The sequence below is a fragment of the Terrabacter sp. AAH1 genome (assembly GCF_054456855.1).
This window is the reverse complement of sequence record NZ_JBTJJV010000005.1, coordinates 252,361-265,189: the sequence shown is the minus strand read 5'-3', so window position 1 is coordinate 265,189 and position 12,829 is coordinate 252,361. Positions and strand designations below refer to the sequence as shown.

At 72.3% G+C, this 12,829-nt stretch carries 12 protein-coding genes; 5 read left to right on the top strand and 7 right to left on the bottom strand.

All coding sequences use genetic code 11. The features are described from left to right. Positions 1-85: 85 nt before the first annotated feature. A complete protein-coding gene (locus ACXR8F_RS11000) occupies positions 86-1,192 on the top strand; it encodes a polyprenyl synthetase family protein (RefSeq protein ID WP_458800413.1) in 1,107 nt (368 codons plus the stop codon). Between the two features lie 20 nt (positions 1,193-1,212). Here the strand turns inward: ACXR8F_RS11000 and ACXR8F_RS10995 are convergent, their stop codons facing one another. Beyond that, a complete protein-coding gene (locus ACXR8F_RS10995; RefSeq protein ID WP_045192681.1) occupies positions 1,213-1,614 on the bottom strand; it encodes a helix-turn-helix domain-containing protein in 402 nt (133 codons plus the stop codon). A gap of 301 nt (positions 1,615-1,915) precedes the next feature. Between ACXR8F_RS10995 and ACXR8F_RS10990 the strand changes: the two genes are divergently transcribed. From ACXR8F_RS10990 to ACXR8F_RS10980, 3 genes are all read left to right on the top strand, one after another. Further along, positions 1,916-2,878, top strand: a complete 963-nt coding sequence (locus ACXR8F_RS10990) for a lytic transglycosylase domain-containing protein (RefSeq protein ID WP_052677455.1) — start codon at positions 1,916-1,918, stop codon at positions 2,876-2,878. A 61-nt stretch (positions 2,879-2,939) separates the two neighbouring features. Then, positions 2,940-4,937 (top strand): Stk1 family PASTA domain-containing Ser/Thr kinase, encoded by a 1,998-nt coding sequence (gene pknB / locus ACXR8F_RS10985; RefSeq protein ID WP_458800410.1) that lies wholly within the window; start codon positions 2,940-2,942, stop codon positions 4,935-4,937. An 8-nt stretch (positions 4,938-4,945) separates the two neighbouring features. After that, a complete protein-coding gene (locus ACXR8F_RS10980; protein WP_045192526.1) occupies positions 4,946-5,845 on the top strand; it encodes a DMT family transporter in 900 nt (299 codons plus the stop codon). 15 nt (positions 5,846-5,860) lie between these two features. Here the strand turns inward: ACXR8F_RS10980 and ACXR8F_RS10975 are convergent, their stop codons facing one another. The 5 genes from ACXR8F_RS10975 to ACXR8F_RS10955 all read right to left on the bottom strand — a co-directional run bounded on the left by ACXR8F_RS10975 (position 5,861) and on the right by ACXR8F_RS10955 (position 11,297). Beyond that, the gene (locus ACXR8F_RS10975; RefSeq protein ID WP_458800408.1) at positions 5,861-6,931 is read right to left on the bottom strand and encodes a threonine aldolase family protein; all 1,071 of its coding nucleotides are present in this window, start codon (positions 6,929-6,931) and stop codon (positions 5,861-5,863) included. A gap of 2 nt (positions 6,932-6,933) precedes the next feature. Continuing rightward, a complete protein-coding gene (locus ACXR8F_RS10970) occupies positions 6,934-8,316 on the bottom strand; it encodes a class II 3-deoxy-7-phosphoheptulonate synthase (RefSeq protein WP_082081094.1) in 1,383 nt (460 codons plus the stop codon). Positions 8,317-8,414: 98 nt separating this feature from the next. Then, on the bottom strand, positions 8,415-9,113 hold the full coding sequence (locus ACXR8F_RS10965) for a response regulator (RefSeq protein ID WP_045192685.1): 699 nt from the start codon (positions 9,111-9,113) through the stop codon (positions 8,415-8,417). A gap of 17 nt (positions 9,114-9,130) precedes the next feature. After that, positions 9,131-10,429: a MacS family sensor histidine kinase gene (macS, locus tag ACXR8F_RS10960; protein WP_458800406.1), complete on the bottom strand. Its 1,299-nt coding sequence runs from the start codon at positions 10,427-10,429 to the stop codon at positions 9,131-9,133. Between the two features lie 4 nt (positions 10,430-10,433). Next, a complete protein-coding gene (locus ACXR8F_RS10955) occupies positions 10,434-11,297 on the bottom strand; it encodes a lysophospholipid acyltransferase family protein (RefSeq protein ID WP_458800404.1) in 864 nt (287 codons plus the stop codon). Positions 11,298-11,482: 185 nt separating this feature from the next. Between ACXR8F_RS10955 and ACXR8F_RS10950 the strand changes: the two genes are divergently transcribed. Continuing rightward, complete coding sequence (locus ACXR8F_RS10950; RefSeq protein WP_458800402.1) at positions 11,483-12,085, top strand: hypothetical protein; 603 nt, start codon at positions 11,483-11,485, stop codon at positions 12,083-12,085. On the opposite strand, the gene ACXR8F_RS10945 is transcribed toward ACXR8F_RS10950, so the two are convergent. Then, positions 12,082-12,819 carry an endonuclease/exonuclease/phosphatase family protein gene (locus ACXR8F_RS10945; protein ID WP_458800400.1) on the bottom strand — a complete coding sequence of 246 codons (738 nt, stop codon included), beginning with the start codon at positions 12,817-12,819 and terminating at the stop codon, positions 12,082-12,084. The two genes, ACXR8F_RS10950 and ACXR8F_RS10945, sit on opposite strands and share 4 nt — an antisense overlap. Positions 12,820-12,829 lie beyond the last annotated feature (10 nt).

Genomic DNA, 12,829 nt, shown 5'->3' with positions numbered 1-12,829 from the left:
CTTAGGCGGAGCGTGCCCGCGCTGCGTGGGCTGTTCACGCCGCGGCCGGCGCGCCGCGTAGGCTGACGACGATTCCCGCGACTCGATGGAGGACCTCGTGCAGACCCCCACCGACCTCGACGCGCTGCGCCGTCGGGTCCAGCAGGCGATCGACGGGCAGATCGCCGGGGCCACCCAGTCGCTCGCCGCGATCGGTGAGGAGACGGCGCCGCTCGTGTCCGCCGTGTCGAACCTGCTCTCCGGGGGCAAGGGCCTGCGCGCCGGCTTCCTCTACTGGGGCTACCGCGCCGCTGGTGGCGACGACTCGGACGCCCTCGTGCGCCTCGCCGCGAGCATGGAGTTCTTCCAGGGTGCGGCGCTCCTCCACGACGACGTCATGGACCGCAGCGACACCCGACGAGGTATGCCGTCGGCGCACCGGGCCGTGGCCGGCCTGCACCAGGAGCGTGGTTGGGCGGGTGACGCGGACCGTTTCGGCGAGGGCACCGCCATCCTGGCCGGTGACCTGTGCCTCACGTGGTGCGACGAGCTGTACGCGACGTGCGGCCTCCCGGGCGACGAGCTCGTGCGCGGGCGTGGTCTCTTCGACCTGATGCGCACGCAGCTGATGGGTGGCCAGTTCCTCGACCTGCTCGAGTCGGCCCGCGGCTGGGACGGCCTCGACCTCGAGGAGAGGGTGGCCTCGGCCCGCAAGGTCATCCGTTTCAAGAGCGCGAAGTACACGATCGAGCACCCGCTGCTCATCGGGGCCCTCGTCGGGGGCGCCCCGCAGGAGTCCCTCGTCCCGCTGTCCGACTACGGCCTCGCCCTCGGCGAGGCGTTCCAGCTGCGCGACGACCTGCTCGGCGTGTTCGGCGACCCCGAGGCTACCGGCAAGCCCGCCGGGGACGACCTGCGCGAGGGCAAGCGGACGGTGCTCGTCGCGTACGCCCTCGACGCGGCGTCAGCCAGCGACCGGGCGACGGTGGAGTCGCTGCTCGGCCGCGACGACCTGGAGCTCGCCGGGGTGGAGGCGATCCGGGGCGTGCTTGTCGACACGGGGGCCGTCGACCGGGTCGAGGGCCTGATCACCGCGCTCGCCGACGACGCCCGCAAGGCGGTCGAGCGGGCTCGTGAGACCGGCCACTACGACTCGCCCGCGCTCGATGTGCTCGAGGCGCTCGTCGCGGTCTCGACGGCGCGGCACTCCTGACGCACCGCGTCCAAGTCCTGCTAGAAGGCGAGCTCCTGGGCCCGCCGACGGATCTCGGTCTTGTGCCCTGCTCGGAGGGCGTCGATCGGGGCGCCCTCGACGGGCAGGGTCGCGTCGGGGGTGAAGAGCCACTCGATGATCTCGGTGTCGTCCATGCCGCCGTCGGCCAGCACGGTGAACGTCCCGCGCAGCTCGGGCCGGGGCCCGCTCTCGTCGACGAACTTGGCGGGGATCGCCGTCACCTTGCGCTCGCCGATGCGGGCGGCGAGCACCTCTCGGTCGGCCATCATCTGGCGCACGCGCGACAGCGGCACGCCGAGCCGCTCGGCGGCGTCGGGCACGGTCAGCCACTCCCCGACCAACGTCTCGAGGTCGGTGTCGCCGGTGGTGGTCTCGTCGGGCTGCACGGGAGTGTCGCTCACGGGCACGAGTCTGCCACCCGTCAGGGTGAGGCGTGCACCCGCCGCCACCACGCGCCTCGGAGCGTCCCGAAGGGCGTCCCTCGTCGTCCTGGTGGAGCTTCGGACGGGCGTGGGGCCATGAATTACACCGATGTATTTTTAGTTTAGTGCTCAAATGTGCGCTATCGTCACAGACGCCACAGCAACCACAGATGCCACACCAGCCCCCTCTGGCCTGACGCGCCCACCCTTCCGACGCCCCTCCACGTCTTCTGCACCGTCTCCTGCACCAGAACCGGGCTCCAGGAAAGGACTCCACCTCATGCCCTTCGCCGACGTCGCCGCACTCGCCGTGCCCGCCCACGCGGTCGTGGCTCCCGTGGCCGCCACGCCCTGGAAGACCATCACGGTCCGGCCGGGCGACACGCTCTGGCACCTCGCCATCGCCAACCACACCAGCGTGCGTGCCATCGCCCAGAAGAACCGGCTCGCGCTCGGCGGCGCGCTGATCCACCCCGGGCAGAAGCTGCTCGTCCCGGGGAAGGCCTCCCCCGCAACCGCGCAGCCGCGGTCGACCGCCGGGTCCGGCACCCGTACGGCGACGGCGGTGCGCCCCTCGTCGCGCGACGCGGTCCACGTGGTCCGCGCCGGCGACACGGTGAGCGACATCGCCGTGAAGTACCGCGTGTCGCTGACCAAGCTGCTCGCGGCGAACAGGCTCCGCAGCAGCGCCCTCATCTTCGTCGGCCAGAGGATCGTCGTGCCCGGGGCCGTGTCGGCGTCGGCGCCGGCCACCCCGGCCCCCAAGGCCGCCGCACCGAAGGGCTACTCCGTGTCGGCCAAGACGGCCAAGGCCGTCGCCGCCAGCAAGGCCAGGCTCGCCGCGGCCAAGGTGCCCACCCGCACCGAGACGTCGGCGATCATCCGGGCGACGGCGGCACGCCACGGGGTCGACCCCAAGCTCGCCCTCGCGATCGGGTGGCTGGAGTCCGGCTGGCACCAGCGGGCCGTCTCCTACACGAACGCCGTCGGGGTCATGCAGATCATGCCGACGTCGCAGACCTGGGCCTCCGAGCTGGCCGGCCGGTCGCTGGACCGTTTCGACACCCGCGACAACATCACGTCCGGCGTGCTGATCATCCGGTCCCTGCAGGCCAGCGCGGACTCGCGCGAGCAGGCCATCGCCGGGTACTACCAGGGTCTCTACTCAGTGCGCCAGAAGGGCCTCTACGAGGACACCAAGCAGTACGTCGCCAGCGTCATGGCCATCTACGACCGCCTCTGAGCGGGCCGCCGTGCGGCTGGCCTGCACGGGATGCGCCTGATCTGCCCGTAAACTTCGGTGCGTGACGTCCAGCGTGGCGGACGCCCTCGTCGGTCGGGTGATCGACGGCCGGTACCGCATCCTCTCCCACCTCGCAGACGGAGGCATGGCCTCTGTCTACGTGGCGCTGGACGCACGGCTCGACCGGGAGGTCGCACTCAAGATCATGCGCCCGGGGCTCGCGGCCGACGACGTCTTCGTCGAGCGCTTCCGCGCCGAGGCCCGCTCCGCCGCGCGGCTGAGCCACCCCAACGTGGTGGCCGTCTTCGACCAGGGTCAGGACGACGACGAGGTCTTCCTCGCGATGGAGCTCGTCGAGGGCAAGACCCTGCGTGACGTCATCCACGAAGAGGCCCCGCTCACCGCGCGCGAGGCCCTGGCCATCCTCGAGCCGATTTTGCTCGCGCTGCGCGCCGCGCACGCGGCGGGCATGATCCACCGCGACGTCAAGCCCGAGAACGTCATCGTCCGTCGCGACGGCGAGGTCAAGGTCGCCGACTTCGGGCTCGCCCGCGCGATCAGCAACCAGACCGCCACGAGCCAGACCGGCGTGCTGCTCGGCACCGTCTCGTACCTCTCGCCCGAGCAGGTCGAGAGCGGCGTGGCCGATCCCCGCAGCGACGTGTACGCCGCCGGCCTGCTGCTCTTCGAGATGCTCACCGGGCGCAAGGCGGTCACGGGCACCACGCCCATCCAGATCGCCTACAACCACGTGCACGGGTCCATCCCCGCCCCCTCGTCGGTCGTGCCGACCGTCCCGGCCGACCTCGACGCCCTCGTGGCCCGGGCCACGGCCGTCGAGCCCGACGACCGCTTCGAGTCCTCAGCAGCGTTCGTGGCCGCCGTCCGCTCGGTGCGACGTGTCCTCTCCACCGGCGAGCTCGACCGCCGCGGCGCCGCGGCCGGCGAGGGCGCCGGGCCCGCGACCTCCGTGCTACCCGCCCTGTCGACGACCAGCCGGCTGCCCGCCGGCACCGGCCGGGCCCCCGCGCAGGGCGCTCCCGAGCGCAGCCGCACCCGTCCCACCGACGTACGCCGCTCCGGCGCGGTCGGCCTCGGCGGCCTGCCCGTGCACGACGACCCCCCGGGCCTCGAGCACACGGCCGCGATGCCCATCGACCGACGCCCGCGTCGTCGCCGGCGGTGGCCGGTCTGGGCTGCCGTCGTCCTCCTCGTGGCCGGCGTCGGCTTCGGCGGGTGGTGGTTCACCGCCGGACCGGGCGGTTCGACGACGGTCCCGGCGGTCGTGGGCCAGCAGGTCGTCCGCGCCGAGGACGCGATGACCCAGGCATCCCTGCGCATGGACCCCGTCGAACAGTTCTCCGAGACGAAGGCCAAGGGCGTCGTGCTCCGGGTCGAGCCGGCGCCCGGCAGCGAGCTCGGCAAGCAGTCCGTGGTTCGCGTCACGGTCTCCAAGGGCAAGGAGCGCTACGCGGTCCCCCAGCTCGTCGGCACGAAGGTCACCGACTCCGGGCCCGCCCTCACCCCCGTCAACCTGCGCCTCGGGGCCACCCGCGAGGACTGGAGCGAGACCGTCCCCGAGGGCGTCGTCATCTCGCAGGAGCCTGCTGCGGGAGCGTCGGTGCGACGCAACGCGGAGGTGTCGGTCGTGGTCTCCAAGGGACGCGAGCCCATCAAGGTGCCGACGGTGACCGGCGCCGGCTTCGACGCCGCATCGGCGGCGATCACGAAGGCGGGGCTCAAGGTCGCGCGCGCCGAGGACGTCAACAGCGACACCGTCCCGGCGGGCCAGGTCGTCTCGCAGAAGCCCGCCAAGGGCACGCTGCACCGCGGCGACACGGTCACCGTCGTCGTGTCCAAAGGCCCGGTCATGGTGCCGGTGCCCAACGTCGTCGACCAGCAGGACACCGTCGCGGAGAAGGCCCTGACCGACCTCGGCTTCACGGTGCAGAAGCAGTACCCGTTCGGCGACCTCTTCGAGAAGAAGGTCCGCGCGCAGGACGTCCCAGCCGGCACCCCCGTGCCCAAGGGCAGCACCATCACCCTCACGATCGTCTGACACCGCCCGTGAAACCTGCGGCGCACACGCGTCTGGCCACGCTGCTGCTCGTCGCGCTGACGGCGGTCTGGGGTTCGACGTTCTTCCTCATCCGCGACCTCGTCGAGACCGTGCCGCCGGTCGACTTCCTCGCCGTCCGCTTCAGCCTCTCGGCGGTCATCATGGTCGTCGTCTTCTGGCGCCCCCTGCGTGCTCTGACGCGGCGACAGGTCCTCGTCGGGGTGGGGCTCGGCGCGCTCTACGGGCTGGCCCAGATCTTCCAGACGCAGGGCCTGTCGACCACGCCGGCCTCCGTGTCCGGCTTCATCACCGGCACCTACGTCGTGCTGACACCAGTCTTCACCGCGCTGCTCCTGCACGAGCGCGTGGCCGGGTCCACCTGGGCCGCAGTCGGTCTCGCGACGGTGGGCCTTGCGCTGCTCTCGCTCAACGGCTTCTCGGTCGGCGTCGGCGAGGCCATCACGCTGCTGGCCGCCGCCCTCTACGCCCTGCACATCGTGGGCCTGGGCCGCTACAGCGCCTCCGAGATCGCGACGGGCCTCTCGGTGGTGCAGATGGTCGTCATCGCGCTGCTCTGCGTCGTCGGCGCCGCGCCGGGCGGCATCGTGCTGCCCGACTCACCGGGCCGGTGGGCGTCGGTGCTCTACATGGTCGTCTTCGCCAGCATCCTCGCGCTGTGGGTGCAGACCTGGGCGCAGGCGCACATGCCGGCCACCCGGGCGGCCATCGTGATGACGCTCGAGCCGGTCTTCGCCGCCTTCTTCGCCGTCACGCTCGGCGACGAGACCGCGACGCTGCGCATGCTCGCCGGCGGCGCGCTCGTGCTCGCGGCCATGTATGCCGTCGAGCTCCTCGCCCGTCGACGCCCCGGGGAGCTGCCCGCCGAGGCCCTCCACCACGAGGTCTGACCTGCCAGAGGAGCGTCAGGAGGCGGGCGCGGACCGCAGGAGGGCCGTGAGCACGTCGATGGCGACGTCGGTGCCGGCGTCGTCGACGTCGAGGTGCCAGACGAGGCGCACGGCGCCCGGCCCGACGGCATACGTGCGCACACCTGCGGCGAGAGCCGCGTCGACGAAGGATGCGGACGTCCAGCCGGCGGCCGCGACGTCGACGATGACGATGTTCGTCTCGACGGTCGCGAGGTCGACCGACCCGGGTGCGGCCTCGGCCATGGCCTCGGCGGCCCGACGGGCGCGCGCGTGGTCGTCGGCGAGGCGCTCGACGTTGTGGTCGAGCGCGTAGAGGCCGGCCGCGGCGAGGATGCCGGCCTGCCGCATGCCGCCCCCGAAGCGCTTGCGCCAGATGCGCGACTCGGCCATGGCCGCGGCAGAGCCGGCGAGCACGCTGCCCACCGGCGCACCGAGGCCCTTGCTGAGGCACACCGAGACGGTGTCGAACTCGCGGCCGTAGTCGCCCACGGCGACGCCGGAGGCCACGTGGGCGTTGAAGAGCCTCGCGCCGTCGAGGTGCATGGCCACACCGCGCTCACGGGTGACGGTGCGCGCCCGGCGGATCTCGTCGAGCGACTGCACCGTTCCACCGCCGAAGTTGTGGGTGTTCTCGACGATCACCAGCGCCGTGCACACCTGGTAGGGACCGGCGCCCGTGATCATCAGCGCGCTCGCGTCGTCGGCCCGGAACCGGCCGCGCTCGGAGACCCAGGTGCGTGACGAGATGCCCGAGAGCACCGCCGCAGCACCCAGCTCGGCTCGCACCACGTGGGCCAGCGAGTCGCCGATGAGCTCCTCGCCCTGCCTGACGTGCAGGCGCACGCCGAGCTGGTTGGCCATCGAGCCCGACGGCGTGAAGAGGGCGTCCTCGTGGCCGAGCAGGTCGGCGACGCGCTCCTCGAGGGCCCGCAGGGTGGGGTCCTCACCGAAGACGTCGTCGCCGACCTCGGCGCTCGCCATGACAGCGCGCATCGCCTCGGAGGGCTTGGTCAGGGTGTCGCTGAGCAGGTCCGCCTTGTAGGCGCTGGAGCTCGCCGGCGCCACGCTCAGGCCTGGCCGAGCATCTCGGCGACGACGAAGGCGAGCTCGAGGGACTGCTGGTGGTTCAGGCGCGGGTCGCACACGGACTCGTAGCGCTTCTCGAGGTCGGAGTCGATGATCTTCTCGGCACCGCCGAGGCACTCGGTCACGTCGTTGCCGGTGAGCTCGACGTGGATGCCGCCGGGGATCGTGCCGAGAGACTGGTGCACCTCGAAGAAGCCGCGGACCTCCTCGACGATGTCCTCGAAGTCGCGCGTCTTGTAGCCGGACGGGCTCTCGAACGTGTTGCCGTGCATGGGGTCGCAGATCCACGTCACGGTCGCACCGGACGCCGTCACCTTGTCGACGAGGGCCGGCAGGGCGTCGCGGATCGTGCCGGCGCCCATCCGCGTGATGAAGGTCAGGCGGCCCGGGGTGCGGTTCGGGTCGACCTTGTCGATGAGGCGCAGCACCTCGTCGATGTCGGCCTTGGGCCCGAGCTTGACGCCGATCGGGTTGCTGATGCGCGAGACGAAGTCGACGTGCGCCCCGTCGAGCTGGCGGGTGCGCTCGCCGACCCAGACGAAGTGGCCCGAGGTGTCGTAGAGGCGGCCCGAGCGGGAGTCGATGCGGGTCAGCGGGCGCTCGTAGTCGAGCAGCAGCGCCTCGTGGGCGGCGAAGAACTCGACGGTGCGCATGGCGTCGAAGTCGGCGCCGCACGCCGCCATGAACCGCATCGCCTTGTCGATGTCCTTGGCGAGCTTCTCGTAGCGGGCGTTGGCGGAGTTGGCGACGAAGCCGCGGTTCCAGTCGTGCACGTGCCGCAGGTCGGCGAATCCGCCTGTGGTGAAAGCGCGCACGAGGTTCAGGGTGGCCGAGCTCGCGTGGTAGGCGCGGACGAGGCGCTGCGGGTCGGGGATGCGCGCGGCCTCGTGGAAGGCGAAGTCGTTGACCATGTCGCCACGGAACGCGGGCAGCGTGACGCCCTCGCGGGTCTCGACCGTCGAGCTGCGCGGCTTGGCGTACTGCCCGGCCATGCGGCCGATCTTGACGACCGGCACCGACGCGCCGTAGGTCAGCACGGCCGCCATCTGCAGGATCGTCTTGATGCGGTCGCGGATGTTGTCGGCCGTCGCGGACGCGAACGTCTCGGCGCAGTCGCCGCCCTGGAGCACGAACGCCTCGCCGACGGCGGCCTTCGCCATGCGGTCGGTGAGGATGTCGCACTCGCCGGCGAAGACGAGCGGAGGATACGAGGCGAGCGTCTCGATCACCTCGGCGAGCGCGGCGGTGTCGGGCCAGGCCGGCTGCTGCTGGGCCTCGAGCTCGGTGGCCGCAGCCGTGAGGGCGGCGAGGGCCTCGGACCCGTCAGCGGGTTCGAGACCGACATCGGCGGTGACGGTCCTCATGTTCACCCCGCAAGCGTAGACGCCGCCACGCACGCTCCCTGCACGGGTCCGCATCCCGAAACCTCCGGGCGCCCGAGAGCTCCCGTTGGCGTATGCCGTCAGGCGGGCGATGTGGGGTCGGCGAGGTCGAGGCCGCGCTCCATGGCGAAGCGGGCGAGCTCGACGCGGTTGTGCATCTGCAGCTTGCCGAAGATGTTCTGCACGTGGTTCTGGACGGTGCGGTGCGACAGGAACAGGGTGGCCGCGATCTCCTTGTAGCCCATGCCGGTCGCGACGTACTTGAGGATCTCGGTCTCGCGGTCGGTGAGCTCGGGGACAGGACGTTCTGGTGTGCCGCCGCCGGCGGCCTTGACCCGCCGGAACTCCCCGAGCACGAGGCCGGCCAGCCCGGCGGTGAACACCGGTTCGCCGGCAGCGGTCGCCCGCACGGCGGCGAGGAACTCCTCCCGACCCGCCGACTTGACGAGGTAGCCGAGCGCTCCGGCCTTGACGGCGTCGAGGACGTCCTGGTGGTCGCCGCTCGCCGACAGGATGAGGATGCGGGTCGGCACCCCGGCCTGCGCGAGGGCCGCGCACACCTCCGCGCCGCTCAGCCCGGGCAGGTTGAGGTCGAGCACGAGCACGTCAGGCGTCGTGGCGCGGGTGCGAGCGAGGGCGGAGCGGCCGTCGTCGGCGGTGGCCAGCACCTCGAAGCCCGCGTCCACGAGGTCGCGGGCGACGGCGTCGCGCCACATCGGGTGGTCGTCGGCGACGACGACACTGATGTGTTCGGGCGGCGTGCTGCCGTCCTGGTGCATGGCGTCCTCCTGGTGCGTCACGGTGTTCCTCGTCGAGAGGGCCTGGTGTCCGGTTCGTCACCATGGTGACGGGTGGGACGTCGGTTCGTCCGGCGGTTCGGGATGCGCAGCTCGACCGTGGTGCCGCCCGCCGGCCCGGACGTGATGCTCGCGGAGCCGCCGAGGTCCGCGAGACGACCCCGGATGCTCGACGAGACACCGAGCCGGCCTTGCCCCAGGGCCTCGTCGAGACGGCCCGCCGGGACACCCCGACCGGAGTCGCGGATCGTCACGGCGACGTCCTTGCCGTCATCGTCGAGCAGCACCCACGCGCGGGCGCTCTCGCCTGCGTGCTGGCGCACGTTGTCGAGCGCGGCCTCGACGGCCGCGACGACCTCGTCGGCCACGCGGCGAGGCAGCAGCACCGCGTCGGCGGGCGCGACGAGCTGCACGCCGGCACGCTCGACGTGCCTGAGCAGGACGCGCAGGTCGGCGTCGCCGCTGACCGCCCGCCCCACCTCGGCGAGATCGGTCTGGCTGACCAGCGTGCGCAGGATGGTCTCCTGCTCCCCCGCCATCGCCCCGAGGCGGGCAGCCTCGCCACCGAGCTCGGCGGCGCGGCGGTTGATGAACGCCAGCGTCTGCAGGACCCCGTCGTGCACCGTGCGCGCAAGACGGTCACGCTCGTTGCGCGCCGCGTCCAGTCGCATGGCCTCGGCCAGCGCCTCGTGGCTGGCGCGGGCCAGGTCGACGCAGTAGCCGATGCAGCCGCCGAGCAGCAGCCCGAAGATCGAGTTAGAGATGGTGTTGGCCGTCGGCTGCACGACCTCGACGAACGAGGTGGCCGCCACCAGCGACGCAGCAGCCAGACCCCCACGCCAGCCGCGCAGCACGGCGAACCCGACGACCGCAGCGGTGGGCCAGATCGACGGGATGGTCTTGGCACCTCCGGTGATGACCTCGGGATCGTCGACGAGGCGGGTCGCGAGGATCGCGCTGCAGCCGATGACGAGCTCGACGGTGTAGGCGCGCACGGTGCGCATGGGCCGCAGGGTCTGCACCGCCGTCCACGCGGCCAGGACCGCCAGCACGGCGACGGCTCCCCCGAGGCGCGCGATCTCGCCGTGGCGCCCCCACACCGCCCACGTCGCGTACGCGAGGGCGAGCCAGCGGAAGACGTCGACCGCTCGCCACAGGCCTCGGACGAGCACGTGCTCGTCATCGGCGAGGCGGGCGGGTCTCCCCCGCTCGCCCGCGGGTGAGGGGTCAAGCGACGCCGGGACGACGGCCGAGCCCGGGTCGACGGGTTCGGCACCGGCGTCGCGAGGCACGGTCATCGGCTCAGGAGGCGGCCACGACCGGCCCGTCGCCGTCGTCGTCGACGGGCTCCGAGCTCGTCGGGGTCGGGTCGGCGTCGGCAGACGGACGCGCCTTGCCCTCGGCAGCGTCGAGCGCCTCCTCCAGCTCCGGCGCGGCGCTCCCGGGCTTCGCAGCCTCCTGCAGCTCCCGCGCCTTGGCGCGGGCCGCCGAGACGAGACGGTCCTTCATCGACGTGGCGTACATGTCGACGTACTCCTGGCCGGAGAGCAGCATCAGCTCGTACATGATCTCGTCGGTGATCGAGCGCAGGACGAAACGGTCGTCCTCCATGCCCTCGTAGCGCGAGAAGTCGAGGGGCTTGCCCACGCGGACGCCGACCCGCATGATGCGCGGGATCACCTTGCCGGTGGGCTGCGCCTTGTCGGTGCCGATCATGGCGACGGGGATGACCGTGACCTTGCCCTCGAGCGCCATCCGGGCCACGCCGGTGCGGCCGCGGTAGAGCCGGCCGTCGGGCGAACGGGTGCCCTCGGGGTAGATGCCGAGCAGGTCGCCGCGGCGCAGGACCTTCAGGCCCGAGCTCAGCGCGGCGTTGCTCGCCTTGCCGCCCGACCGGTCGACGGGCAGCTGCCCGACACCCTTGAAGAAGGCGGCGGTCAGCCGGCCCTTGATGCCGCGTCCGGTGAAGTAGTCGCTCTTCGCGAGGAACGTCACGCGCCGCGAGACGACGAGCGGCAGGAAGATCGAGTCGGAGAAGGAGAGGTGGTTGCTCGCGAAGATCGCGGCGCCCTCTTCGGGGATGTTCTCCTCCCCTTCCACCCACGGGCGGAAGAGGAGCTTGATGATCGGTCCGATGACGATCGTCTTGAGGAACCAGTAGAACAACCGCGTCCGCCTTCCATCAGTGACCGCTCGAACTCTACGACACTCGCGCACCCACATCCGCGCATGCGAGGATCGACAGGTACAGCCGATTCGTCCGAGGAGCCCCTCCGTGACCCCTGCGACGGTCCTCCCGACGCCCCGTCGGGCGCCCGCGTGCTCGCCGACGACCCCCGCCGGGAGCCGTCGTGGCTGACCGCGACCTCGACGCCGAGTTCGAGCGCATCATCGCGGGGTGGGACGACGAGGCCCCCGACCCGCAGCGCCGTGAGGCGTCGGCGCCGTCACCCACGGATGCGACCGCGGCCGAGGCCCCGGCCGACGAGCCGTCCGACACCGCCTCCGACGGCGCCGATCCCACCGGCTCGGCCGTCGCGCTCGACCCCTCGCCGGCAGAGGCCCCGCCGTCCGCGTCACCCGACACCACCACGCCCGCAGGCGGCCGGCTCGAGCTGCCGATCGCTCCGACGACCTCGCACGCCTGGCGCGGGAGCACGCCCCGGCGCGACGACGCCGACGACCTGCTCGACGCGTCCGACCGCGACGACGACCACTTCGTGCCGCCGTCCGAGATCGACCTGCCCTCGGCCGAGACCGACCCGATGTTCTGGGCCATCGTCGGCGGACTGGTGGGTGGGCCGCTCCTGCTGCTCTACGTGCTGTTCTTCGACCGCGACGGCAGCGGCTGGTGGGTCGCGACGGCGCTCGCCATGGTCGTCGTCGGTTTCGTGCTGCTCGTGCTGCGGGGCGGTAACGAGCGCGACCCCTTCGACGACGGCACGCGGGTCTAGCCACCCTGCTCTCGCACCGGTGCGGCCGTGAGGTCGAGGTCCACCCAGACGGGACGGTGGTCCGAGCCGCGGGCGAGGTCGCGTTCCTCGACCTCCGCAGGTTCGCTCACGGCGACCCCAAGACCCGGACTCGCGAAGACGACGTCGAGGGCGGCCGTCGGGGCTGCGGCCGGGAAGGTGGCGGTGTCACCCGACACGAGGCGCAGGCGGTCGGCGAGGACGGCGAAGGCCCGGCCGTCGCTGCCCTCGTTGAGGTCGCCCGCGACGACGACGTCGGACACCGACCCACGCGAGGACGTGTCGGACGCGTACCTCTCGAGCACCGCCGACGTGTGCCGCAGCCGCTCGTCGGCGCGCAAGCCGAGGTGCACGCTGACGACCGTGACGGGTCGGCCCGTGGCCGCGCCGCCGGCGAGCTCCACGGTCGCGGCGGCATACCCTCTCGTGCGGTCGGGGAAGCGCACCGGCAGCCGTCCTCGACTGCGCCCGACGAGGACCACTCGTGGACCGACGAGCACGGCCGTGCCGCCGGTGCCGAGACGCCCCCTGCCCCACGCCCTGCCCCACGCCCTGCCCCAAGCCATGCCGCACGCTTGTGCGAACCGCGGCAGCCTGACCTCGGTGGTGAGCCGGCGCGGGACCTCCTGGAGACAGAGCACGTCGGGCGCGACCGTCCGCACCACCCGCGCCGCGGCAGCGCGGTCGTCGCGCAGGTCGTGCACGTTGTAGCTCATGACCCGCAGC

Bases quoted from the DNA above. Each gene is read 5' to 3' on its own strand.
- ACXR8F_RS11000 (WP_458800413.1), top strand. From the start codon at position 86: ATGGAGGACCTCGTGCAGACCCCCACCGACCTCGACGCGCTGCGCCGT.
- ACXR8F_RS10990 (WP_052677455.1), top strand. From the start codon at position 1,916: ATGCCCTTCGCCGACGTCGCCGCACTCGCCGTGCCCGCCCACGCGGTC.
- ACXR8F_RS10970 (WP_082081094.1), bottom strand. From the start codon at position 8,316: ATGAGGACCGTCACCGCCGATGTCGGTCTCGAACCCGCTGACGGGTCC.
- ACXR8F_RS10965 (WP_045192685.1), bottom strand. From the start codon at position 9,113: ATGCACCAGGACGGCAGCACGCCGCCCGAACACATCAGTGTCGTCGTC.
- macS (WP_458800406.1), bottom strand. From the start codon at position 10,429: ATGACCGTGCCTCGCGACGCCGGTGCCGAACCCGTCGACCCGGGCTCG.
- ACXR8F_RS10945 (WP_458800400.1), bottom strand. From the start codon at position 12,819: ATGAGCTACAACGTGCACGACCTGCGCGACGACCGCGCTGCCGCGGCG.